General features: G+C 61.0%; 18 protein-coding genes. 10 read left to right on the top strand and 8 right to left on the bottom strand.

Features of this window, described 5'->3' with window-relative positions; genetic code table 11:
- Window positions 1-17 precede the first annotated feature (17 nt).
- Window positions 18-3,098 carry an efflux RND transporter permease subunit gene (locus tag AB4O09_RS14830; RefSeq protein WP_431093201.1) on the bottom strand — a complete coding sequence of 1,027 codons (3,081 nt, stop codon included), beginning with the start codon at window positions 3,096-3,098 and terminating at the stop codon, window positions 18-20.
- Window positions 3,095-4,204, bottom strand: a complete 1,110-nt coding sequence (locus tag AB4O09_RS14825; protein ID WP_003202278.1) for an efflux RND transporter periplasmic adaptor subunit — start codon at window positions 4,202-4,204, stop codon at window positions 3,095-3,097. Before AB4O09_RS14825 ends, AB4O09_RS14830 begins: the two co-directional genes overlap by 4 nt.
- Before the next feature lie 209 nt (window positions 4,205-4,413).
- Here AB4O09_RS14825 and AB4O09_RS14820 point away from each other — a divergent pair, with 209 nt between their 5' ends.
- Both AB4O09_RS14820 and AB4O09_RS14815 read left to right on the top strand, forming a co-directional pair.
- Entirely contained in the window at window positions 4,414-5,874 is a 1,461-nt protein-coding gene (locus tag AB4O09_RS14820; protein ID WP_003202281.1) for an efflux transporter outer membrane subunit, read from the top strand.
- A 65-nt stretch (window positions 5,875-5,939) separates the two neighbouring features.
- Window positions 5,940-6,725: an SDR family NAD(P)-dependent oxidoreductase gene (locus AB4O09_RS14815; protein ID WP_003202283.1), complete on the top strand. Its 786-nt coding sequence runs from the start codon at window positions 5,940-5,942 to the stop codon at window positions 6,723-6,725.
- Window positions 6,726-6,811: 86 nt separating this feature from the next.
- Here AB4O09_RS14815 and AB4O09_RS14810 read toward each other — a convergent pair whose 3' ends face one another.
- From AB4O09_RS14810 to AB4O09_RS14795, 4 genes are all read right to left on the bottom strand, one after another.
- The gene (locus AB4O09_RS14810) at window positions 6,812-8,083 is read right to left on the bottom strand and encodes an OmpP1/FadL family transporter (protein ID WP_003202285.1); all 1,272 of its coding nucleotides are present in this window, start codon (window positions 8,081-8,083) and stop codon (window positions 6,812-6,814) included.
- A 52-nt stretch (window positions 8,084-8,135) separates the two neighbouring features.
- Complete coding sequence (locus AB4O09_RS14805) at window positions 8,136-8,948, bottom strand: thioesterase family protein (protein ID WP_003202287.1); 813 nt, start codon at window positions 8,946-8,948, stop codon at window positions 8,136-8,138.
- Window positions 8,949-9,081: 133 nt separating this feature from the next.
- Window positions 9,082-9,702: a TetR/AcrR family transcriptional regulator gene (locus AB4O09_RS14800; protein WP_003202289.1), complete on the bottom strand. Its 621-nt coding sequence runs from the start codon at window positions 9,700-9,702 to the stop codon at window positions 9,082-9,084.
- Window positions 9,703-9,803: 101 nt separating this feature from the next.
- Entirely contained in the window at window positions 9,804-10,229 is a 426-nt protein-coding gene (locus AB4O09_RS14795; RefSeq protein WP_003202291.1) for a VOC family protein, read from the bottom strand.
- A gap of 102 nt (window positions 10,230-10,331) precedes the next feature.
- Here AB4O09_RS14795 and AB4O09_RS14790 point away from each other — a divergent pair, with 102 nt between their 5' ends.
- From AB4O09_RS14790 to AB4O09_RS14755, 8 genes are all read left to right on the top strand, one after another.
- A complete protein-coding gene (locus tag AB4O09_RS14790) occupies window positions 10,332-11,210 on the top strand; it encodes a LysR family transcriptional regulator (protein WP_069970768.1) in 879 nt (292 codons plus the stop codon).
- Window positions 11,211-11,453: 243 nt separating this feature from the next.
- Window positions 11,454-12,218, top strand: a complete 765-nt coding sequence (locus tag AB4O09_RS14785) for a substrate-binding periplasmic protein (protein ID WP_003202294.1) — start codon at window positions 11,454-11,456, stop codon at window positions 12,216-12,218.
- A 256-nt stretch (window positions 12,219-12,474) separates the two neighbouring features.
- Window positions 12,475-13,728, top strand: a complete 1,254-nt coding sequence (mexE, locus tag AB4O09_RS14780; protein ID WP_003202296.1) for a multidrug efflux RND transporter periplasmic adaptor subunit MexE — start codon at window positions 12,475-12,477, stop codon at window positions 13,726-13,728.
- A 15-nt stretch (window positions 13,729-13,743) separates the two neighbouring features.
- Window positions 13,744-16,923: an efflux RND transporter permease subunit gene (locus AB4O09_RS14775; RefSeq protein WP_003202298.1), complete on the top strand. Its 3,180-nt coding sequence runs from the start codon at window positions 13,744-13,746 to the stop codon at window positions 16,921-16,923.
- On the top strand, window positions 16,920-18,341 hold the full coding sequence (locus AB4O09_RS14770) for an efflux transporter outer membrane subunit (RefSeq protein WP_003202299.1): 1,422 nt from the start codon (window positions 16,920-16,922) through the stop codon (window positions 18,339-18,341). Before AB4O09_RS14775 ends, AB4O09_RS14770 begins: the two co-directional genes overlap by 4 nt.
- Window positions 18,342-18,669: 328 nt before the next feature.
- Complete coding sequence (locus AB4O09_RS14765) at window positions 18,670-19,728, top strand: tetratricopeptide repeat protein (protein ID WP_003202300.1); 1,059 nt, start codon at window positions 18,670-18,672, stop codon at window positions 19,726-19,728.
- 152 nt (window positions 19,729-19,880) lie between these two features.
- A complete protein-coding gene (locus tag AB4O09_RS14760; protein WP_003202301.1) occupies window positions 19,881-21,383 on the top strand; it encodes an ATPase domain-containing protein in 1,503 nt (500 codons plus the stop codon).
- Window positions 21,380-23,053 (top strand): response regulator, encoded by a 1,674-nt coding sequence (locus AB4O09_RS14755; RefSeq protein WP_013693470.1) that lies wholly within the window; start codon window positions 21,380-21,382, stop codon window positions 23,051-23,053. The genes AB4O09_RS14760 and AB4O09_RS14755 overlap by 4 nt, the downstream gene beginning before the upstream one ends.
- A gap of 164 nt (window positions 23,054-23,217) precedes the next feature.
- Here the strand turns inward: AB4O09_RS14755 and AB4O09_RS14750 are convergent, their stop codons facing one another.
- Together AB4O09_RS14750 and AB4O09_RS14745 are read right to left on the bottom strand one after the other, a co-directional pair.
- Entirely contained in the window at window positions 23,218-23,595 is a 378-nt protein-coding gene (locus AB4O09_RS14750; RefSeq protein WP_013693471.1) for a response regulator, read from the bottom strand.
- Complete coding sequence (locus AB4O09_RS14745; RefSeq protein ID WP_013693472.1) at window positions 23,588-24,868, bottom strand: hybrid sensor histidine kinase/response regulator; 1,281 nt, start codon at window positions 24,866-24,868, stop codon at window positions 23,588-23,590. The genes AB4O09_RS14750 and AB4O09_RS14745 overlap by 8 nt, the downstream gene beginning before the upstream one ends.

Raw genomic sequence — 24,868 nt, 5'->3', positions numbered from 1 at the left:
AAGCACAAGTGCACTGCTTAAACCTGCACAGCTGTCTGAGCGTGCGCTGAAGGGTCAGGACGAATCCTGAACCAGATGGAATACATCGCCGGCAGGAACACCAGCGTCATGATGGTGCCAACGAACGTACCGCCGATCAGTGTGTAGGCCAGCGTCCCCCAGAACACCGAATGCGTCAGCGGAATGAAGGCCAGGATCGCTGCCAGCGCCGTCAGCAGGACCGGGCGGGCCCGTTGTACCGTGGCTTCGATGACCGCGTGGAACGGGTCCAGCCCTTCCTGTTTGTTGTGATGGATCTGCCCGATCAGGATCAATGTGTTGCGCATCAGGATGCCCGAGAGTGCGATCAGGCCGACCAAGGCGTTGATCCCGAACGGCTGCTGGAAAATCAGCAGGGTCGGCACCACGCCAATCAGGCCCAGCGGTGCGGTGAGGAACACCATGATCATTGCCGAGATCGAACGCACCTGCGCGATGATGATCAGCAGCGTCAGGGCCACCATGATCGGCACCAGCGGCACGATCGCCTTGCCGGCCTTGCCCGACTCCTCGATGGCGCCCGCCTGCTCGATCCGGTAGCCGCTCGGCAGCGTCTCGATGACCGGCTGCAGTGCCTTTATGATCGCGCTCGAGACGTCCGGTGGCTGCAAGCCTTCGGCAATGTCGCCACGTACCGTAATGGTCGGGGTGCGATCACGACGACGAAGGATCGGATCCTCCATGCGCACATCGACTTCGCCCACCTGGGACAGCGGAATGCGCTGGCCCGCCGCGCCCACCAGGGTGAACCCTTCGATCCTGGCCGGATCGAGGCGAATGTCACCGGCAGCACGACCGACCACCTGCACCGAACGAATGTCCTCGCGAACCGCCGTGATCGGCACCCCCGTGAGCAGGAACTGCAATTGCTGCGCGACGGCATTTGACGTCAGGCCGACCGCCTGCAAACGATCCTGATCCAGGGTGAAATGCAACGTCGGCGCCAGCGGCCCCCAGTCGGTATTGACGGTTCGCATCAGCGGGCTCGCCTGCATGACATCCTGGACCTGGCCCGCGATCTCGCGCAATTTCGACGGATCAGGCCCCATCACCCGGTAGGCAACCGGAAATGGCGAATACGGACCGAACACTAATTGCGTCACCCGGATCCGCGCCTCTGGGGCGAGCCCCTCGGCAGCCGCCTCACGGAGACGGAACTTGAGGGTCTCGCGCGCTTCCTGGTTCTCGGTCAACACCACGATCTTGGCGAACGAAGGATCGGGCAGTTCCGGCGCCATCGCCAGGTAGAAACGTGGCGCGCCTTGGCCGATGTAGGCCGTGACGATTTTTGCCTCATCCTGTTTTTGCAACCAGGCCTCGACCTTGGCGGTGGCGGCACTGGTCTGCTCGATGGAGGTTCCATAGGGCATCTGCACCTCGACCATCACCTCGGGACGATCGGAGGTCGGGAAGAACTGTTTCTTGACCAGCCCCATGCCGAGAATCGCCACGACGAATGTTGCGATCACGGTGCCGGCTACCCACCATTTGCGTGCGATGACGCGGGTCAGGACCTGGCGGAAACGATTGTAGTGGCGGGTGTTGTAGATGGCTGCGTGGCCGCCTTCGACCTGCTTGATGTCCGGCAACAACTTCACCCCCAGGTATGGGGTGAAGGCCACCGCCACCACCCAGGAAGCGATCAGGGCAATGCCGACGATCCAGAACATGTTGCTGGTGTACTCACCGGCGGTCGACTGGGCGAAACCGTTAGGCATGAATCCGATGGCCGTCACCAGCGTGCCGGACAGCATCGGCGCGGCCGTATGGCTCCAGGCATACGCGGAGGCCTTGATCCGGTCGTAGCCCTCCTCCATCTTCACCACCATCATCTCGATAGCAATGATGGCGTCGTCCACCAACAGCCCAAGCGCCAGGATCAACGAGCCCAGGGTGATCCGGTCGAAGTTCTTTCCGGTGGCCGCCATCACTACAAACACTATCGCCAGTGTCAACGGTACGGCGGCTGCGACCACAACGCCTACACGCCAGCCCATGCTGAGAAAGCAAACGAGCATTACAACCAGCAGCGCGACAAAAAACTTGACCATGAACTCGCCGACGGCCGAGTCAATGTTCACGGCTTGATCGGTGACCTTGGTCAACGTCATGCCCAGTGGCATGCCTTCATTAATCCTGGCCGTCTCCGCGTCCAGGGCCTTGCCCAGGTCCAGGCCGTTCCAGCCCTCGCGCATTATGACCCCTAGCAACAAGGCCTCTTCGCCGTTATTGCGCACCAGGAAGGTGGCCGGATCTTCATAACCACGCTCGACGGTCGCGACGTCCGAGAGCTTGAGCGTGCGACCTTGAATCGCCAGGGGCGTGTCACGGATTTTTGCCAGCTTATCGAAGGCGCCGTCTACCCGGAGGAAGACCTGCGGCCCGTTGGTTTCGATGGAGCCGGCGGGCGTGAGTAGGTTCTGGCTGTTCAGCGCGGCGAAAATATCCTGGGGCGAAACGCCCAAGGTGGCCAGCCGGTCATGGGAGAAGGAAACAAAGATGCGTTCGGCCTGTTCGCCGATGATGTTGACCTTTTTCACACCTGCCACGTGCAACAGGCGTTGGCGCAACGCTTCAGCATCGCGCACCAGCAACCGCTGTGGCTCGCCTTTGGCTTTCAGGGCGAACAGCGCGAACGTCACATCGGAAAACTCATCATTGACCATCGGCCCGATCACGCCCGCCGGTAACTTGAGTGCTTCGTCCTGGAGCTTTTTACGCGCCTGATAGAACTCCTCCTGCACTTGCGAAGGTGGCGTGCGATCGACCAGCGACACCATGGTGAAGGCCAGGCCGGGACGGGTGTAGGTGTCCGTGCGGTCGTACCACTTCAGTTCTTGCAGGCGCTTTTCAAGCGGCTCGGCGACCTGGTCCTGCATCTCCTGGGCGGTCGCGCCTGGCCATGCCGTGATGACGGTCAACTGCTTGACCGTAAACGGTGGGTCCTCGGCACGTCCCAACTGAAAGAATGCCAAGGTGCCTGCGACGGCAATCAGGAAGATCAGGAACACGGTAATGGAGCGCTCGCGAACGGCGAGTGCCGACAGGTTGAGGCTCATGGACGGCCCCCGGCAACCTTCACATCACCCGGTTGAGCCAGCCGCACTTCCTCACCTTCACGCAGCAGATGGGTGCCGAGCCCGACAATACGCTCGCCCACATTGAGCTTGCCGGCGACTCGTGCAGCGTCATCGCTCAAACTCAGGATCTGCACAGGTCGCCAGGTGACTTTCGCAGGCTCCCCGTCTATGACCCACACGCCGGTGCCGTTGCCCGGGTCAAAAACGGCAGCGATCGGCACTTGCAGCGCCTGCCGTTGCGCGCGGTCTTCGGCGATGCGAAGGGTGACGGTCGACCCCAGCGGCGCATTGGCCAGCGCGCCCTCCAGCACGTACCGCGCCTCGAAGGTCCGCGTCACGCGGTCAGCCGAATCCGAAAGCAGCCTCAGCTTCGCGGTGACCGCCCCCGTGGTGACGCCATAAAGCGTCGCCTGTGCGGTGGCGCCTGCGGCAGGCCGCAAGGTCTCGGGCAATTGCACAACGGCTTCGCGCTGCCCTGCCCGCGCCAGTCGAACCACGGTTTGCCCGGGGCTGACGACTTGCCCGGGCTCGGCCAGCGTGTCCATCACAACACCGTCGGCATCGGCGAGCAGCACGGCATAACCCGATGCGTTCCGGGCGACGTCAGCCTGCGCTTGCGCAGCGCTGAGTTGTGCCTTGGCAGTATCGGCAGCAGCTTTTATCTGGTCATAGCCCGATGCGGAAATAGCGCCTGCGGCGACCAGGTCGCGATAGCGTGCCTCGTCATCGGCGGTCTGCTTGGCCCGGGCCCGAGCGGCAGCGACTGCCTCTTGTTGGGCTCGCGCCTGCAGCCCAAGGTCGATGGGGTCGAGGCGCATCAACGGCTGCCCCCGTTTGACGACCTGTCCGCTATCGACCAGGCGCTCAAGCACCTTGCCCGCGACCCGAAAGCCCAGGTCACTCTGGACCCGAGCCGCCACGACGCCGGTAAAAGATCGCGAGAGATCAGACGAACCCTGGACTTCAGAAACCCGCACCAGGGGCGCAAGCGTGCGTGGATCTTTAGCGGTGGATGAGTCGCCACACGCCGTCAGGACGAGAGGCAACAAGCAAGCGGCAAAGGTGACAGGTCGAAGCCGGAGCATAGGTTCCCTTTTGGGCAGATAGGACAAGAGCCTCATTCTCAATCCAGTGACTATTTCTGTCAATCGTCACAGATCATCCCGCTGTGCTAGTTGCAGCAGCGCTTAACGATTAAAGGACATACTTACTATTGCGCCCTATGAGTGTTCATTGACAGGATGTGACCATAATATAATATGGTCACAAATCATCCATGACTCCAGGAGTCTCAATGTCGCCCCTCCACCCCGCCGCTTTGCTGGTGAGCTTCAGCTTGATGACAGGCTGCACGGTCGGTCCGGACTACCAGCGTCCGGACGCTGCGCCAGGGCATCGCTACCTGGGCCAGGCGTCTGTCGAGCAGAGGTCCGCAGCGACATCGGCCAGCCTCGTCGCGTGGTGGGAAGGCTTTGCTGATCCAGTGCTCAGCGACCTGATTGCCCAGGCGCTTGAGCAGAACCTGGACCTGGCCCAGGCTTCGGCCCGCGTCACCCAGGCACGGGCGGGCCTGGGTGCTGCAAATGCCGCGTTATTGCCCTCTGGAAACATCAACGGCCAGGCCGCGCGCTCATACCAATCCGTGGAAACACCCCTTGGCCAAGTGCTGAACTCGACGCCTGGATACGATCGGTACGGCAACGCCTACGAACTTAACGTGGGTGCCAGCTGGGAAATCGACCTCTTCGGCGGCCTGCGCCGTGGACGCGAGGCCGCATTGGCCCAATACCAGGCGTCCGAGGCTGGCGTCGCGGCCACACGACTGGTCGTTGCCGCGCAGACCGCTGATCTCTACATCACCGCCCGCGGGCTGCAGGCACGGCTGGACATCGCCAATCAACAAGTCAAGACACAGCAGGATCTGTTGGAGAAAGTCCAACTGCTCTACAGCAAGGGCCTTGCGGCCAACTATCAGGTTCACCAGGTCGAGGGCGCCCTGTCACAGGTCCAGGCGACGGTGCCCGTGCTGCAGACCGGCCTGGATGCCGCCATGAATGCGCTGGATGTCATGCTTGGCACGCCGCCCGGCACCCATCGCACGCAACTGGTGAACGGACGAAGCATCCCCCTGGCGCCACAGATAACAGCCATGGGAACCCCCGCCGATCTGCTGCGCCGCCGACCAGACCTGATCGTGGCCGAGCGCCGTCTTGCCGCCTCCAATGCGCGTATCGGCGAGGCCGTCGCTGAGTACTACCCGAAATTTTCCCTCAGTGCGTTACTGGGCAGTGCCACAGCGGTTTCCGGCGGCAACCTGTTCACCGGCGACTCCAGCCAGGCGGCCGGCGCACTGGGCCTGCGCTGGAGACTCTTCGACTTTGGCCGCATCAATGCGCAAATCGACCAGGCCAAGGGGCAGGAAGCCGAAGCGCTGGCGGCCTACCGTCAGTCCGTATTGCGCGCCACCGAGGACGTCGAGAATGCCTTCTCCGCGCTGGTGAATCGAGAATCCCAGGCGAGCACCCTCACCCAGGGCGAAACCTCGCTGACGCAGGCCCGCCAATCGTCATTCATTGCCTATCAGAAAGGCACAGCCAGCCTGATCGATGTTCTGAATGCCGACGCGACGCTGCTGCAAGTCTCCGATGCGCGGGCGCAAGCGCGCATGGAGTCGGCACGGGCGGCGGTTGCAGCATTCAGGGCGCTAGGTGGCGGCTGGCAACCTCCTGAGGCCGAGCCGGTGGCAATTCGCTGAGCTGACCAGATAACCCGACACTTGCGCCCCCTCTCTCCTTCAGCTCACAACCAGAGAACAACGATATGAAACCTAACGAACGCTCCTGGGTGCTCATCACTGGCGCCTCAAGCGGATTTGGCGAAGAGTTTGCCCGGCAATATGCAGCGCAGGGAAAATCGCTCGTCCTGGTAGCACGCAGGTTGGATAGACTCGAGGCGCTGTCGGCGCAGTTGCGCGAGCGGTTCCACATCGATGTGCTCGTCGAACAAGTCGACCTGTCCTCGATCCCCGCGATCATCGATCTGCACGCGCGACTGAGCGAGCGCAATATCCTGATCGATGTGCTCATCAACAATGCCGGCCATGGCTTGCAGGGGCCTTTCCTGACTCAGTCCCTGGACCAATCGCTGGCGATGATCGCCGTGGATATTGCCAGTGTGACGGCCCTGACCCACCTCTTCGCAACTGACATGCGAATTCGCCAACGTGGACACATCCTTATGGTCGCAAGCCTGCTGTCCTTCCAGGGCGTAAAGAACTTCGCCGTTTACTCTGCCGCAAAAGCCTACGTGCTTCGTTTCTCCGAAGCCCTGCACCGCGAACTCAAAAACGAAGGCATCGCCGTGACAGCCCTTTGCCCCGGCATGTCGGACACCGGGTTTGCAGAGAGCGCCAGACAAAAGCTCACACCGGCTTTGAAAATGGTGATGATGCAACCCCAGCCTGTTGTGCGCGCAGGAATCCTGGCGCTGCAAGCCGGACGCATGAGTGTCGTTCCGGGGTTTGGCAACAAGGCAATCACCGTCCTGACCTGGGCCACGCCACGCTGGTTTCATCAAGGCCTCATGGCACGCATCATGGGCGTCTGAGCAAGGCTGCTTTTACCCTGGGAAACGGCATTCTGAAGGTCGGGGGACAATGCACGCGCGCCCCCGACCTTTAGAGCGGTGATCGATCAGAAGCGATAGCTGACGGAAGTACCCAGGCCGCTCGCGCTGTTCCTGTACCTGGAGCTGTAGGCACCTCTGGTCGGCGAGGTTTCGTTGACCCGTACGCTCTCCTCCCACAGATAGGAATAAGCGACATCGATCGTGACGTTATCCACTGGCGTCCAGCCGGCGCCGAAGCTGATGATTTTTCGGTCGCCGGTAGGAATACGTGGCCCACGGTTGGTGTTGTTGGCGGGCGACTGGTCGACCGAGAAGCCTGCGCGCAGCACCCACTGGTTGTTCAACTGATACGACGTGCCAATGGCGTGAGCCCACGTATCGTGCCAATTCTGCTCTTCTGTGATGGTACCCAGCGCGCCGCTCAATAAAGGTGGCAAGCCCGTATTCTCGATGGTCAGTTCCTTGAAGCGACTCCAGCGTGTCCAGGTGCTGCCCGCGTACAAGGTCCAGTCATTGTCGAGCTGGTGCGTCAGCGAGATGTCCACGGACTCCGGGGTATCCACATCCAGTGAAGCATCATAGCTGCGCCCGCTAAGCCCTATCACACTGAAGATGCCGTTGCTGACCTTGGTCTTGGCATCCAGGTGGTAGCTGACCTTGGAATGGTAGGTCAATCCCACACGGGTTCGATCTGTCGCCTGCACCAAGACACCGGCATTGAAACCAAGGGCCGTATCGTCGCCGTTGCTTTTGAGTTTTCCATCATTGCGACCCGGGCTCAGTGGGTTGGGTACTGTGCCGGTTATCTCGCCACTGATACGGTTGACCGTCGGGCCGAAACCGATCGAAACCCTGTCATTGAAGGCATAGCTGATGGTGGGCTGGAACGTGAGCGTCGTGACCTCGCTTTTGTTGCCGTAATAGCGCCCGGCAAAGTCGCTGCCGTAATCGGTAATCAGGCCGAACGGCACATAGAAACCCACGCCGAACGCCCAATGTTCATCGATGGGCTTGACGTAGTAACCCATGGGCACAGTGGTCGTGGGCACGACGTCGCCGTCTTCCTGGCCGCCAAAAGTACTGCGGGTCTGGCTGATGTCGTTCTTCGCGAAGAGCGTCGCCGCCCCCAGGCTGACCTGCTCTGACTTGAGGCGAGACATGCCCGCGGGGTTACCGAAGACGGTGCTCGCATCCTCGGCCGAGGATGAGCGACCGGCAAACCCCGATCCCATCCCGCTGATGCTCTGTTCATTCAGGGCAAAACCGCTTGCAAGCACATGAGAAGTGGCGAGCGCAACGACGAGGCCCACGGGGGCCTTGAATATTATTTTTTTCATTATTGGGACTCTTGGATTGGAACTCTGGGGGGTGCAGCCTGGGTTGTTTGTATTAGGTAAAAATCGCCACTGTCTGGCGCGCCCAAAGCACACGACGGCCGCTTTCGTCCCATATTTCCATGTCCTGTAGCGAGTACCCTTCCAGCGCCTGCTGGCTGAAAGAGCTCACAAGAAACCATTCGCCGGCAGCGGCTGGCTGCGGCAGGTCAATCATCCAGGACGCAGAGCTGATAGCCGCGGGTTCGGTGAAACAGGTCATGGCGGCCGGCGGCAAACTGTCAGCCAGTGCAATCAGGGCAACGGCCGGATCCACGCCCTGGGCATCCAGGTGGCGTACCCACATCAATAATTCAGGACTTTCGGCACCGGACACCGGCAACGAACCGCCCGCAGGACGCATCTCGAAGTTATAGGCGCAAGCCGGAGCAATCTTGCTGTCCAGCGCCAGGGTGGCGTAGTGGGACGGTCCCTCCACAAACGGCCGACCCCAGGAATCATGCGTAATCCTGCTCGCCCGGGGCTGGGCGAACAGCAGGATTGTGCGCAACGCAAGGTCATCACCCGACAGACAGTCGACGGATACCGAGGTGACTGATCGTCCTTGGCGCAACACGCTTACATCGAACGTCTGGGCCTGTGTCACCGGGGCGATGAATGACACCTGGGCGGACTTGAACGGAGGGAAGTCCGCCGGACGTTCCCGCAAGACCGCCTGCAGCGACAGCGCCGCTGAAAGCCCGCCAAAGATGGTACGACCTTGCTGCCAGTTGGGCGGAGAAACAAAGGGGGCGTCTGGATCGAATTGCTGCAGCAGTTTGGCAAAGCTCGTCATACCGACGCCCCAGGCTAAGAGCAGATACGCCATATTTATTCATGTGACCATTTGTGTCAATAGTCACAAACTGGATAAATAAAGGCGATCATCAGCCGCTGGAGCATGGGGCGAATCGGATGGATAAAGCGCCTGCAATGGCCTGGGTGCAATCTTCAGCCACAGCTCAAGGCATGAGGCTGCGCAAGATCAGGTTGCAGGTGAGCGTGGGGGCAACCTCGACGTAATCGAGGCTGTACTGCAGCAACAACGGATTGACGAAAGGCCGCAGCGCCAGATGGATCGCGTCTACGGTTTCGTCCAGGGGCGTCTTGCGCTCGAACTCGCCCAGCTCGCGCCCCTCGCGCACGATTTGCAACACGAAGCTCTTGATCCGAGCGTTGTAGACTTGCGAACTGGGCCATTGTTCAGACGCGGAAAACGCTGCAATGTCATAGAGCTTGCGATCATTGAAAAACAGGTTAACGCCTGTGGTGATCAGCGCCTTGACCAAGCGGCGAAAACGCTCCGTCGCTGAAAGCCCGTCTTCACTGATGGCCTGCTCCACCGCCGCGACGATTTCTGCCAGGCACTGGCTACAGATGGCCTCGCCAATCGCCTGCTTGGAGTCGAAGAACTTGTAGATGTAGGCCTTGGAGAACCCGATGGCCTTGGCCAGGTCGGACACCGTGGTCTTGCCGTAGCCGTATTGACTGAAATGCTCGTTGGCCGCCGCGACAATCTGGTTTCGAATGTCGTGATCGGCGGGGCCGCGGGTGCTGGGCGAAGGTATTGAGGGCTGGTTCATGGAGGCAGCTTACGCATCCTGAAGATCGTTGACAACTTGTGACCATTAAGTAATAGCGTCACAAGCCAGCCACTATCAAGCTGCCGGCACGCCCCTTCCTTCTATTTAGCGAAAATCTGGCTCATATCCTTGAACGCCTTGAATTCCAGCGCATTACCGCAAGGATCGAACAGAAACATTGTCGCCTGCTCTCCAACCTGTCCTTTGAAACGTATGTAAGGTTCGATCACAAACTCGGTGCCAAAGGATTTCAGCCTCTCGGCCAGCGCTTCCCACTCCTGCCAACCCAGAATGATGCCGAAGTGAGGCACCGGCACGTCGTGCCCATCGACCGGATTGCTGTGGGCGCTCTCTTGGGAAGCGGTCTTCGGCTGTTCATGGATAACCAACTGATGGCCGTAGAAGTTGAAGTCGACCCAGTGCGCGCTGGAGCGACCCTCTTGCAACCCAAACACTTCGCCATAAAAGGCTCGAGCGCCTGGAAGGTCATAAACAGGGATTGCGAGGTGGAAGGGAGAAAGGCTCATCATGGCTCCTGCTGCTTTCTGTAAGGACCTGGCCATCGTAAGGCCGGGCTCAAAACAAGAAAAACAATATATTTCTCTCAGTAACACAATTAATATTTGTGAATGATCAAAGAACTCAAGACCCTTATCGCCGTAGCACGGGAAGGTACTTTCGCTGCCGCAGGCAATAAAATCGGCCTCACCCAGGCGGCGGTCAGCGCACAGATCCAGCGCCTGGAGGCCGAGCTTGGCTTCGAGATTTTCGACCGCAAGGGACGCTCGGCTCATCTCAATCGGATGGGCCATCAAATACTCTTGCAAGCCCAAGAATTGTTGCGCCTTTACGACAATCTTGGCGCGAGTCCTGCCGGGCTTGCCCCCAGCGTCCTGGTGAACATTGGCGCTATCGCTTCGGTGCAGCGCTCCTTCCTGCCAGACGCGCTCGCCAGGTTTCACCAACAATGTCCGCAGTGCCGCACGCGGGTCCTTCCTGGCGTGTCGATGGAGTTGATCAACCTGGTGGATGCTGGCGAAATCGACATGGCCGCCATCATCCGCCCGCCGTTCTCGCTGCAAAGCGACCTGCGCTGGATGACCCTGGCGCTGGAGCCGTATCGACTGATCGTTCCAAGCGCGCTCCCCGGAGACGACTGGGCTGAACTGCTTGGCAGCCAACCCTTCATTCGTTATGACCGGGCGTCGTTCGGTGGCCGGCAGGTGGACCGTTTCCTGCGCAAGATGCATTTCGCCTTGCACGAAGTCAGCGAGCTGGATGAACTGGAGGCCATCATCAAGCTGGTTGGAAACGGCGTCGGTGTGGCCCTGGTGCCGCAAACCGCGACCCACCACCAATGGCCAGAGGGTGTGCGCGCCCTCGACCTGGCGGAGCACACCTTCCACCGTGACGTCGGGCTCGTCCATCGACCTCGACAAAGCCTCACCGAACCCGCGGGGATACTGGTGCAATTGATTGCCGAGCAGGCCCGAGCCAACCCCGTATGAATCACACCTCTTTGCACCGAAATAAAAACCCGTGCGCTGGCTCAAGGTTTTTGTCGAGCGGATGATCTATACCTTCAAGTACACGCAGTCAGGCCAAGGCAACAGACTGGCGTGTCCTGATAAGACGACTGTGGCAAACCCGCTTCGGGTGCGCTGCATGACATAAAAACGTCGGCCTGCAAGACGCTGTTTCCGCGCCCCCTTTGAATGGCGCACCACTTTCCAATGCCTGAAGTATTGATCATGAGCCCGAGCAAACGCGTCTTGAATGCCCCCACCAGAGCGCTACCCAGGCTTTGTCTGTTGTTACCGCTGTTGGTTGTCAACAACGCACGCGGTGAACCCTTGGAGATAGAACTGCATATCCTCGACGCGCCGCCGCTGACATTCGTCAACGACCCCAGGGGCCACGGAATCGTTGGCGATGTCGCCGTGGCGGCCATGACCAAGGCCGGGTACGCCGTAAAAATCCATCTACTCCCCTGGGCCAGGGCACAGAAACACGTCAGTGAAGAACATGACCACTTGATCGCGCCACTGTCGCGCATCCCTACCCGCGAGGATCGCTTCACCTGGATCGCTTCGATCATGCCTATGGAGCGTGCTTTTTTCAGCCTTGAGCGACGGGTGAGCAGCTTCGCCCAAGCGAAGGAAACCTATCGCAAGATCGGCGTCGGCCTGGGCAGTGCACAGGAAGATATCCTGCGCACCGAAGGGTTCAGCGATGAACAGATCTATCCGCTGGCCATCGGCGACAACCCCGCCCAGATGCTGTTGATGGGGCGTATCGATGCCTGGTTCAACGGCGTGCCGGAGAGTCTGTACATCTGGCCGAAGGTGTCCAAGCGCAAACTGCTCATGAGTAAGGTCGGCAGCAGCGCTGACCTTTACCTGGCCTGCTCGAAGCAATGTTCGCCAAAAATGGTCGAGGACTTGCGCGAAGCGGTTGAAGCGCTTCGCGCGGATGGGACAGTCAAGCGAGTCCATGACATCTATTTGCCGCAGTAGGCTGTGGCGAGGGGATTTATCCCCGTTGGGTTGCGCAGCAACCCTGAATCTTTTGGGGTCTGCTGCGCAGCCCAGCGGGGATAAATCCCCTCGCCACAATAAACTCAACATCCAATGGATAGCATCGCCGGACTAGAGGCCTTATCGATGGCTTATATCATTCTGAATGATAGTTACCTTTGCTTCATTCGATTCGTTCCTCTGCCTTGCGCCACGCATCATCCGCCCATTCTCAATACATTGGCGGATGCTATCCATGGAACATTCACTTTCAAAACTGCGTTTTCCCCTCGCGCTGCTGGCGGTGCTGGTGATGAGCGCCTGCGGCAAGACTCCCGACACGGCAGCGTCCATGCCGCCGGCCAAAGTCAGTGTGGCCAAGGTATTGGAGCAGCCCGTCAACGAATGGGATGAGTTCACCGGCCGCCTGGAAGCGCCGGAAACCGTCGAGATCCGCCCACGGGTTTCCGGGCAGATCGACGAAGTGGCCTTCACCGAAGGTGCGCTGGTCAAGAAAGGCGACCTGTTGTTCCAGATCGACCCACGCCCCTTCCAGGCTGAAGTACGTCGTCTCGAAGCCCAACTGGCCCAAGCCCGCGCCACCGCCACCCGCAGCGAGAACGAAGCCCAGCGTGGCGAACGCCTGCGCTTGAGCAATGCCATTTCCGCCGAGCTGGCCGACTCGCGCACCAGCGCCGCCCAGGAAGCCCGCGCCGCCGCTGCGGCCATCCAGGCACAATTGGACCTGGCCAAGCTGAACCTGAGCTTCACCCGGGTGACCTCGCCCATCAGCGGTCGCGTCAGCCGGGCGGACATCACCGCCGGCAACCTGGTGACCGCTGACGTCACCCCGCTCACCAGCGTGGTCTCCACGGATAAGGTCTACGCCTACTTCGATGCCGACGAACGCGTCTTCCTCAAGTACACCCAACTTGCCCGCCAGGGCCAGCGCGGCCAGGCCACACCGGTCTACATGGGCCTGTCCAACGAAGACGGCAACCCGCACCAGGGCCAGATGAACTTCGTCGACAACCAGGTCAACCCGCAGACCGGCACCATCCGTGGTCGTGCCGTGTTCGACAACAAGGACGGTGCCTACACCCCAGGCCTGTATGCCCGCCTGAAACTGGTGGGCAGCGGCACTTACGCCGCCGTGCTGATCAACGACGAAGCCGTCGGCACCGACCTGGGCAAGAAATTCGTGCTGGTGATGGACGCCGAGAACAAGCCGGCCTACCGCGCCGTCGAACTGGGTCCGAAGATCGAAGGCCTGCGCATCGTGCGCAGCGGCCTGAGCAAGGACGACACCATCATCGTCAAGGGGCTGCAACGGGCTCGTCCGGGTGCACCGGTCACGCCTGAAACCGTGCCGATGGCCAGCGACGAAACCATTGCCGCCCTGGCACAACAACGTAAAGCGCTCGAAGCCAGCAACCTGCCCCAAGTCGCGCCATCCAAGGACGCGTCAGGGGCGGCAGGCAAATTGGCCGCTGCGACCCCACGCGGTTAAGGGACTGAATCCAAGATGAAATTTTCCCAGTTCTTCATTTCGCGGCCGATCTTCGCAGCAGTGCTTTCGCTGCTGATCCTGATCGCCGGCGCCATCTCGCTGTTCCAATTACCGATCAGCGAATACCCGGAAGTCGTGCCGCCGACCGTGGTCGTGCGCGCCAACTTCCCGGGCGCCAACCCCAAGGTCATCGGCGAGACTGTTGCCGCGCCCCTGGAACAAGCCATCACCGGCGTCGAGAACATGCTGTACATGTCCTCGCAATCCACCGCTGACGGCAAGATCACCCTGACCATCACCTTCGCCCTGGGCACCGACCTGGACAACGCCCAGGTGCAGGTGCAGAACCGCGTCACCCGGACCGAGCCCAAGCTGCCGGAAGAAGTGACCCGGATCGGCATCACGGTGGACAAGGCGTCGCCCGACCTGACCATGGTCGTGCACTTGACCTCGCCGGACAAACGCTACGACATGCTCTACCTGTCCAACTACGCCCTGCTCAACATCAAGGATGAGCTGGCGCGCCTGGGTGGTGTGGGTGATGTGCAGCTGTTCGGCATGGGTGACTACTCCCTGCGAGTCTGGCTGGATCCGAACAAGACCGCCTCGCGCAACCTGACCGCCACCGACGTGGTTACCGCGATCCGTGAACAGAACCGCCAGGTGGCGGCCGGCGCCCTGGGTGCACCGCCAGCGCCCAACGCCCAGGCTTTCCAGCTCTCGATCAACACCCAGGGTCGCCTGGTGAACGAGGAAGAGTTCGAGAACATCATCATTCGTTCCGGCGCCAACGGCGAGATCACTCGCCTGAAGGATATCGCCCGGGTCGAACTGGGTTCCAGCCAATACGCCCTGCGCTCGCTGCTGGACAACCAGCCGGCAGTGGCGATCCCGATCTTCCAGCGTCCGGGCTCCAACGCCATCCAGATCTCCAACGACGTTCGCGAGAAGATGGAAGAGTTGAAGAAGGGCTTCCCGGCCGGGATGGACTACAGCATCGTCTATGACCCGACGATCTTCGTCCGTGGCTCCATCGAGGCGGTGGTGCACACCCTGTTCGAAGCGCTGATTCTCGTGGTGCTGGTGGTGATCCTGTTCCTGCAGACCTGGCGCGCCTCGATCATTCCATTGGTGGCGGTGCCGGTTTCGCTGATCGGTACATTCGCGGTGATGCACCTGTTCGGCTTCTCGTTGAACGCCCTCTCGCTGTTCGGCCTGGTACTGGCGATCGGTATCGTGGTGGACGACGCGATCGTGGTGGTGGAGAACGTCGAGCGAAACATCGAACTGGGGCTCACCCCGGTGGAGGCGACCAAGCGCGCCATGGGCGAAGTGACCGGCCCGATCATCGCCACCGCCCTGGTGCTGTGCGCGGTATTCGTTCCGGCGGCGTTCATCAGTGGCCTGACCGGGCAGTTCTATAAGCAGTTCGCCCTGACCATTGCCATCTCCACGGTGATTTCGGCCGTCAACTCCCTGACCCTGTCGCCAGCCCTGGCTGCGGTATTGCTCAAGGGTCATGACGCGCCCAAGGACCGTTTCTCCAAGTTCCTCGACAAGCTCTTCGGTGGCTGGTTGTTCCGTCCGTTCAACCGCTTCTTCGAGCGCGCCAGCCACGGTTACGTGGGCACCGTCGCCCGAGTGATTCGTAGCAGCGGCATCGCCCTGGTGCTCTATGCGGGCCTGATGGTGTTGACCTTCTTCGGTTTCTCCACCACCCCGACCGGTTTCGTGCCCGGCCAGGACAAGCAATACCTGGTGGCCTTCGCCCAATTGCCGGACGCCGCGAGCCTGGACCGTACCGAAGACGTGATCAAGCGCATGTCGGACCTGGCCCTCAAGCAACCGGGCGTTGAAAGCGCCGTGGCCTTCCCGGGCCTGTCGATCAACGGTTTCACCAACAGCCCGAACGCCGGCATCGTGTTCGTGACCCTCAAGCCCTTCGACGAACGCAAGGACCCGAGCATGTCGGCCGGCGCCATCGCCGGTGCCTTGAACGGCCAGTACGCCGGGATCCAGGAAGCCTACATGGCGATCTTCCCACCGCCGCCGGTACAGGGCCTGGGTACGATCGGTGGTTTCCGCCTGCAAATCGAAGACCGGGGCAACCTGGGCTACGACGAGCTGTACAAAGAAACCATGAACATCATCACCAAGAGCCGCAGCGTGCCGGAACTGGCCGGGTTGTTCACCAGCTACACCGTGAACGTGCCGCAGGTCGATGCCGCCATCGACCGTGAAAAAGCCAAGACCCACGGCGTGGCCGTCAGCGACATCTTCGACACCCTGCAGATCTACCTGGGTTCGCTGTATGCCAACGACTTCAACCGCTTCGGTCGCACCTACCAGGTCAACGTCCAGGCCGAGCAGCAGTTCCGTCTCGAGTCGGACCAGATCGGCCAGCTCAAGGTGCGCAACAACCGTGGCGAGATGATCCCGCTGGCGACCTTCATCAAGGTCAGCGACACCTCGGGGCCAGACCGCGTGATGCACTACAACGGCTTCATCACCGCTGAAATCAACGGTGCCGCCGCCCCGGGCTACAGCTCCGGCCAGGCTGAAAAAGCCATCGAGAAACTGCTCAAGGACGAACTGCCCAACGGCATGACCTACGAGTGGACCGACCTGACCTACCAGCAGATCCTCTCGGGCAACACCGCACTGTTCGTGTTCCCGCTCTGCGTATTGCTGGCGTTCCTGGTGCTCGCGGCACAGTACGAAAGCTGGAGCCTGCCATTGGCGGTGATCCTGATCGTACCGATGACCCTGCTGTCGGCCATTACCGGGGTGATTCTCTCCGGCGGCGACAACAACATCTTTACCCAGATCGGCTTGATCGTACTGGTGGGGCTTGCCTGCAAGAACGCGATCCTGATCGTCGAGTTCGCCAAGGATAAACAGCTCGAAGGCATGAACCCGCTGGCGGCGGTGCTGGAAGCGTGCCGCCTGCGTCTGCGGCCAATCCTGATGACCTCCTTCGCCTTCATCATGGGCGTGGTGCCCCTGGTGTTCTCCAGTGGTGCCGGTGCGGAAATGCGTCATGCCATGGGTGTGGCGGTGTTCTCCGGGATGCTCGGCGTGACCTTCTTCGGCCTGCTGCTCACCCCTGTGTTCTATGTACTGATCCGCAACTTCGTCGAGCGCAGCGAGGCCCGCAAAGCGGCCCGGGCTTTGAAACTGGAGGCGCAACAATGAGTTTGAAAGCGTTCGTGCCGAGCTTGCTGGTGTTGGCCTTGAGTGCCTGCGCCGTGGGCCCGGACTACAAGGCCCCGCAAACGGAGGCGGCGAATATCACCACCGCCACCGACGGCGCCGCCGGCCAGAAGAATTTCGACCGTGCCCGGTTCGAAGGCATCTGGTGGCAGCAGTTCGACGACCCGACCCTTAACGCGTTGGTGACCCGTTCCCTGGAAGGCAACCGCGAGTTGCGCGTGGCCTTCGCCCGTTTGCGGGCCGCCCGGGCGATTCGCGATGACGCCAGCAATGACGCCATGCCGACCATCACCAGCCGTGCCAGCAGCAATCTGGGCAAAGGCCAGATCCCGGGACAGACCACCGACCGGGTCAATACCGAGCGTTACGACCTGGGCCTGGACATGGCCTGGGAACTGGACTTGTTCGGACGCATCCAGCGCAACCTGGAAGCCACCGATGCCAATCAGCAGGCGATCGAAGCCGATCTCTATCAGTTGCAGGTGACCATGATCGCCGAACTGGTGGACGCCTACGGTCAATTGCGCGGCGCGCAACTGCGGGAAAAGATCGCCCTGGCGAACCTCAAGAACCAGCAGGATTCGCGCAAGATCACCGAAAGCCTGCGTGATGCCGGCGTCGGCGATCAGCTCGATGTGGTGCGGGCCGATGCGCGCCTGGCCTCGGTGGAAGCCAGCGTGCCGCAGTTGCAGGCCGAACAGGTGCGTCAACGCAATCGCATCGCCACGTTGCTGGGCGAGCGTCCGGACAAACTCAGCGTGGACCTGAGCCCGAAACAGTTGCCGGCCATCGCCAAGGCCCTGCCCATCGGCGACCCGGGTGAACTGCTGCAACGGCGCCCGGACATTCTCAGTGCCGAACGCCAACTGGCCGCTGCCACGGCGCGCATCGGCGTGGCCAAGGCCGACCTGTTCCCACGGGTCAGCCTGAGCGGTTTCCTCGGTTTCACGGCTGGCCGCGGCTCGCAGATCGGCTCCTCGGCGGCCAACGCCTGGGCGCTGGGCCCGAGCATTACCTGGGCGGCTTTCGACCTGGGCAGCGTACGGGCTCGCTTGCGCGGTGCCGACGCCGAGGCGGACGGCGCCCTGGCGACCTACGAACAGCAAGTGCTGCTGGCTCTGGAAGAATCGGAAAACGCCTTCAGTGACTACGGCAAACGCCAACAACGGCTGATCTCGCTGATCCGCCAGAGTGAATCGAGCCGCGCCGCCGCCGACCTCGCCGAGATTCGCTACCGCGAAGGCACTGTGGACTTCCTCGTGCTGCTCGACGCCCAGCGCGAACGCCTGGCCGCCGAAGACACACAGGCCCAGGCCGAAGTGGACCTGTACCGCGGCATCGTCGCGATCTACAAGGCCCTGGGCGGCGGCTGGAAACCGGAAACCGTCGCCAGCAACTGATCCCCCTGCTCAACCGAGCTCCTTTGGTTGGCCGCAACCAGCCAAATTTTTGCCCCGCTTCTCATTTGGACGCGGGGCTTTTTTTCGGCTGGCGCTAACCTCCACCTCCTCTTGGAGGAGCACCCTGTGGGAGCAAAGCTTGCTCGCGATAGCAGTGTGTCAGTTGCATTGCTGCAAAATGTGCCACCCTCATCGCGGGCAAGCCTTGCTCCCACACTGACTCGGGCAAGCTTACCCTCGGCCCATGAGATGCTTCACAGGGTTTGACTCAAGCCCCCACCTGACCGAAGCTTGCGGCATTTCACGCTTCTGGTAATGGATTCCCTGCATGCTCTCGCCTCGCCGCCGCTATCTGCTCCTCAGCCTCTGTGTCCTGTTGGTGATTGGTCTTGTCGCGGTATGGCTACGCAGCACCACGCCGCAGATCCCTGAAGCGATCAAACGTGGCTACAGCGAAGCCTTGGGAAGCGCCCGCAACGGGCAGCCAGGGGCAGCGCGGATGCTTTACCAGCAATTGGGGCGTCCGGACCTTTCGCCCAAGCGCCGCGTGTGGCTACACGCCGAACTGCCCAACTACCCCAGCCCCCAGGCTCTGAAGCTGGCGGACGCGGACCTGCACAGCGAATCACCGGACGTGCGTCGGGCCGCCATTGGCAGCATCGTCGGGCTGGTGCCGACGGGTCAGCGCAGCCTGTTGCTCGGCCCGCTCCTGGATGATGACGACCAGAATGTCCGGTTCGCCGCCGTGAACGCGTTGCTGGGCTTGTCGCCGGATGACCTCGGCCTGTATTTCGGGGCGATGCAGTTAGCCATCGACACCTGGGAACAGGTGCTCGAGGACGGTCCGAAAACCGCTGAGACCCACTACCAGCTCGCCCGACTGCACCTGCACAACGCCGAACTGAAGAAAGCCCAACAAGCCCTTGAACAGGCCTTGCGCCTGCAACCGGACAACCTGCCGGCGCTGGTCATGCAGATCGAGGTGCTGGACAAACAGGGCCAAAGCGAAGCCGCACGATTATTGCTCGCCCGACAGTTGCAAACCCAGCCCGCGTCGGCTTATCTGCAACATGCGCTGGGCATGTGGCTGCTGCAACACGGCCAGAACGAGTATGCGGTGCTCGGCTTGGCAAAAGCGGTGGAACTGGAGCCCGAGAACCGCCATTACCGCTATGACCTGGCGACCACCCTGCATGCCGAGCAGGAAGTGGAAGCGGCGCTGAAACAGCTGCAGGAAATTGTCCAGCGCTACCCCGCCGACCGCAAGGCACGGGTGCTGCTGATCAACTATTGGAAGGAGACCGGCCAGTTGCAGAATGTTCAAATCCTGCTGGCGCAACTTGAACAGTTGAACCCCGACGATCCGGCGCTGCAACAGGGTCTGTAGGCCCTTCGGTGCATGCCGAAAGTTGTGCAATACACCGCGTTTTATCGATGTAAGCGGAACCGCCATCAGCGCCAAAGGTCAAGTGTTCAGGCAGTTGAATTCAGGCGATACCCCGCCTGCTGCCCACTTCCCTAGTCATGAGAGGGCTATTTTTGTCTACATCTAACGAGTTGATCAGTGCAAAAGCCGCCACCGGCATCGAAGGACTGGACGATGTCCTTTCCGGTGGTTTGTCCCGCGGCCATGTGTTCCTGCTTGAGGGGGAACCGGGGACTGGTAAGACCACGGTCGCGCTGCATTTTCTGTTGGCCGGCGCCAAGGCTGGCGAGCGCTCGTTGTACATCACGCTATCGGAAACCGAGCGTGAACTGCGTCAGGGCGCAACCTCCCACGGGTGGACGCTGGACGACAACATTCATATTTTCGAACTGACCCCGCCCGAAAGCCTGCTCAATGCCGAGCACCAGCAGAGCCTGCTGTACTCCTCGGACCTGGAGTTGGGCGAAGCGACCCGACAGATCTTCGAAGTGGTCGAACGGGTCAAGCCGACCCGGGTGGTGCTCGACAGCCTGTCGGAGATTCGCCTGCTGGCGCAAAGCTCCTTGCGCTATCGTCGCCAGATCCTCGCAATCAAGCACTACTTCGTGCGCTACGACGCCACAGTCCTGCTGCTCGACGACCTGACCACCGAGTCCCTCGACAAGACCGTCCACAGTGTCGCCCACGGGGTGATTCGCCTGGAAGAACTGACCCCCAACTATGGCGCCGAACGACGCAGGATCCGGGTGGTCAAGTATCGCGGGCAGAAATACCGTGGTGGTTACCATGACTTCACCATCATGGGCGACGGCGTACACGTCTTCCCACGCCTGGTGGCCGCCGAACACCGTGGCCAATACCTGCGCCAGCAACTCTCCAGCGGCATCGGCGAACTGGACGCCCTGCTGGGTGGCGGTATCGAGACCGGTTCCAGCACGTTGATCCTCGGCCCGGCGGGGACCGGCAAGTCGCTGATAGCACTGATTTTTGCCGCAGCCGCCGTGCATCGCGGCGAGAAGGCCGCGCTGTTCATCTTCGATGAAGAACTGGGCTTGTTGTTCGAACGCATGAAAAACATCGGCATCGACCTGCAAGCCCTGCAAGAGACCGGCAACCTGCTGATCGAACAAGTGGACGCCGCCGAGCTGTCCCCTGGCGAGTTCTCCCACCGCGTGCGCCGTTGTGTCGATGAGGGCGATATCAAGACCGTGGTCATCGACAGCATCAATGGCTATCAGGCGGCCATGCCGGAAGAGAACGCCCTGGTGCTGCACATGCATGAATTGTTGCTCTACCTCAACCGCAAGGGCGCGGCGACCTTCATGACTGTTGCGCAGCACGGTCTGGTCGGCGACATGCAGGCGCCCGTGGACATTACTTACCTGGCTGACACGGTGATTCTTTTGCGTTATTTCGAAGCACTGGGCAAAGTGCGCCGGGCGATTTCCATCATCAAGAAACGTACGGGCAGCCATGAGTCGACCATCCGCGAATACCGCATCAGCGGCTTGGGCATGACCATCGGCGAGCCGCTCGAGGCGTTCCAAGGCGTCTTGCGAGGGGTTCCCACTTACATGGGCGAGAGCAACCCGCTGCTCAGGGATGAACACCGGTGACGCTGGCCGAGCCCCTGTCCGAGCGGGCGCTGATCCTCGCGCCGCTTGGGCGGGACAGCCAGATCGCCTTGATGATCCTCAATGAGGCCGGTTTTGCCGGCCTCATCTGCCGTCATCTGGGCCATTTGTGCGAAGAACTGGAAAAAGGTGCCGGCCTGCTGGTGATTTCCTCGGAAGCCCTGGTGGGGCCCGATCTGGAAGCGCTATTCCTGCACATCGAGCAGCAACCAGCCTGGTCTGACCTGCCCATTGTCTTGCTGACCCATCACGGCGGCCCGGAACAGAACCCGGCGGCGCGTATCGGTACGCAACTGGGCAACGTGACCTTCCTTGAGCGCCCTTTCCACCCAGTGACCCTGATCAGCCTGGTGACCACCGCCCTGCGAGGCCGTCGAAGGCAGTACGAAGCCCGCGACCGCCTGATCGACCTCAGCAACAGCGAACTGCGCCTGCAAACCACCCTTGAAACCCTTGAACAGCAAGTGGAAGAACGCACGGCCCAGTTGCGCCATAACGAAGAGGCACTGCGCCAGTCGCAGAAAATGGAAGCAGTCGGCCAACTCACCGGCGGTATCGCCCACGACTTCAACAACATGCTCACCGGGATCATCGGCAGCCTCGAACTGCTGCGCCGGCGCCTGGCCCGGGGCCGCACCGAGGACCTGGACAGCCTGATCGACCTGGGCGTGACCTCGGCCAACCGCGCCGCCGGCCTGACCCATCGCCTGCTGGCGTTTTCCCGTCGGCAATCGCTGGACTCCAAGGCGGTCCAGATGAACACGCTGGTGTTGTCCATGGGCGAGCTGCTGCAACGCAGCCTCAACGAAAGCATCCGCCTGGACATGCAGCTGGACGAACAGCTCTGGATCGCCGAAGCCGACCCCAACCAACTGGAAAGCGCCCTGCTCAACCTGGTCCTCAACGCCCGGGATGCCATGCCCAATGGCGGGAACCTGGTGGTAAAGACCTGCAACCGGCACCTGGATGCCGATTTCACCGACGCCTACACCAACCTGGAACCCGGCGACTATGTGGTGCTGAGCGTGCAGGACAGCGGTTGCGGCATGCCCGAAGCGATCATCGGTCGCGCGTTCGATCCGTTCTTCACCACCAAACCAATCGGCCAGGGCACCGGGCTGGGCCTATCGATGATCTATGGGTTCAGCAAGCAATCGCGCGGGCATGTGACCATCGACAGCGAAGTCGACAAAGGCACCACTGTGAACCTTTACCTGCCGCGCTTTCGCGGTGAGGAAATCCACGAGCCCCAGGTCAACACGCCACACGCCCCGTATGCGCAGGACGGTGAGACCGTGCTGATCGTCGAGGACGATCCAGCGGTGCGAGTGCTGGTGAGCGCGGTGTTGAGCGAGCTGGGTTATGCCTTTGTGGAAGCGGCCGACGCCAACGGCGCAGTACCGATCCTCCAGTCAGGCCAACGCATCGACCTGCTGATCAGCGATGTGGGCCTGCCCGGCATGAATGGCCGGCAACTGGCGGAAATCGGCCGGCAGATCCGCCCGGACCTGCCGATACTGTTCATCACCGGTTACGCTGAACATGCAGCCGTACGCGGCGGTTTCCTTGACCCGGGGATGCAGATGATCACCAAACCGTTCACGTTTGATCTATTGACGGCCAAGGTCCGGGAGATGATCACGGTTCCTTGATTTTGTGGGAAGGCCCTTAACCCTGTGGAAAGGTCCTTGATTCTGTGGGAGCAAAGCTTGCTCGCGATGAAGTCGCCTCGGTTTCAGGAAGACCCAGTGGGCCTCATCGCGGGCAAGCCTTGCTCCCACAAAGCCTTGCCCAATCCAAACAATACTTATGAAACCTACGACAACATCGACTGCATGATGGCCTGCAGCTCATCCAGGTCGAACGGCTTGTCCAGGATCGGTGCCTTGCGGGTAATGGGGCTGTCAGTGTCGCGCACTTCCTGCGCGTAGCCACTGATGAAAATGACCTTCAGCTCGGGACGCAACTTGACCGCAGGCTCGGCGATCTGCACCCCGGAGATACCACCCGGCAGGCGGAAATCGGTAATCATCATGTCCAGATGAGGCTTGCTCGCCAGGATCTCGAACGCCTGGGCACCGTTTTCGGCCCGTAGCACCCGGTATCCCTCGCCCGACAGGTAGGCCGACAACACCATCAGGATCGACGGGTCATCCTCGACGATCAATACAACATCTTGCGCATCTTCACTCATGAGAAGCCTTTGTTCGATCAATAGCTGCTGATACGACCTTGGGGTCTCTCAGAGGTTGCGTCTGTTCGGCGGTTTTGTCCAAGACAGTTTTCTGCAAGGGCAGGCAAACACGAAACAACGCCCCTTCATTGAGGCGACTGTTGACCGTGATGGTCCCGCCATGAGCCGCGACAATCTGCTCGGAAATGAACAGCCCCAGCCCAAGGCCCGCAGCGGCCGCCTTGGACGATACGCGCTCGAACTGCTGGAAGATACGTTTCTGGTTTTCCTCGCTGATACCGATGCCATGGTCCTGGACCTCGATACAGGCGTGGTCGGGCGTCTTGTAGACGCGCACCTCGATCGGGCCCTTGCCACCGTAGCGCAACGCATTGGTCAACAAGTTCGAGATCACCTGCTCGATACGAAACTCATCCCAAAGTCCCTCCACCGACGGTTCGGCCAGGCAGGTCAACGAGCACTCGGCGACGGCTATCTGCGGCTGGAAATTGCGCAGCAGGTTCTCCACCAGTGCCGTCAGGTTGAAGCGGGTCGGGCGGATCGACAGCTTGCCGGTGCGAATCCGCGAGACATCCAGCATGTCCTCGATCAACCGGATCAGGCTCTTGATCTGGCGCTCGTCGCGCTCGACCATCGCCCGCACCTTGTCCAGGCTGAAGGCTGCGGCGTTGTCCCGGGCCAGGTGCATCTTGCGCAACTGTGTCTCGAGGATAAGGCCATTGAGGGGCGTGCGCACTTCGTGGGCGACGATGGACATGAAGTCGTCACGCATGCGCACCGCTTGCTCCAGCTCGCCACGGGTGGCCTCCAGTTGCTGCAACAGAACCTCCTGCTCGCGGCGACTCTGCTCAAGGGCTACGACCTGCTCCTTCATGGCCTTTCGTTGACGGTACAACTCGACGAACACATTGACCTTGCTTTTGACCGCTTGGGTGTCCAGCGGCTTGTGCAGGAAGTCCACCGCACCGTTTTCATAACCGGTAAAGGCATAGTTGCGTTCACGACCTGCGGCACTGACGAAAATGATAGGGATGCTGCGGGTCTTCTCCGTGCCGCGCATCAGCTCGGCCAGTTGGAAACCGTTCATGTCCGGCATCTGCACATCGATGATGGCCAGGGCAAAGTCGTGTTGCAGCAGCAGGGACAGCGCTTCGTCCGCGGACAGGGCCTTGAAGACCTCGCGGTCGCCGCCCTTGATCAACGCTTCCAGGGCCAACAGATTCTCAGGCAGATCATCGACGATCAGCAGTTTGGCTTGAATATCTCTTGGCAT

Source organism: Pseudomonas sp. H1_F01 (assembly GCF_054681425.1).
This window is presented reverse-complemented; position numbering and strand designations above follow the sequence as displayed.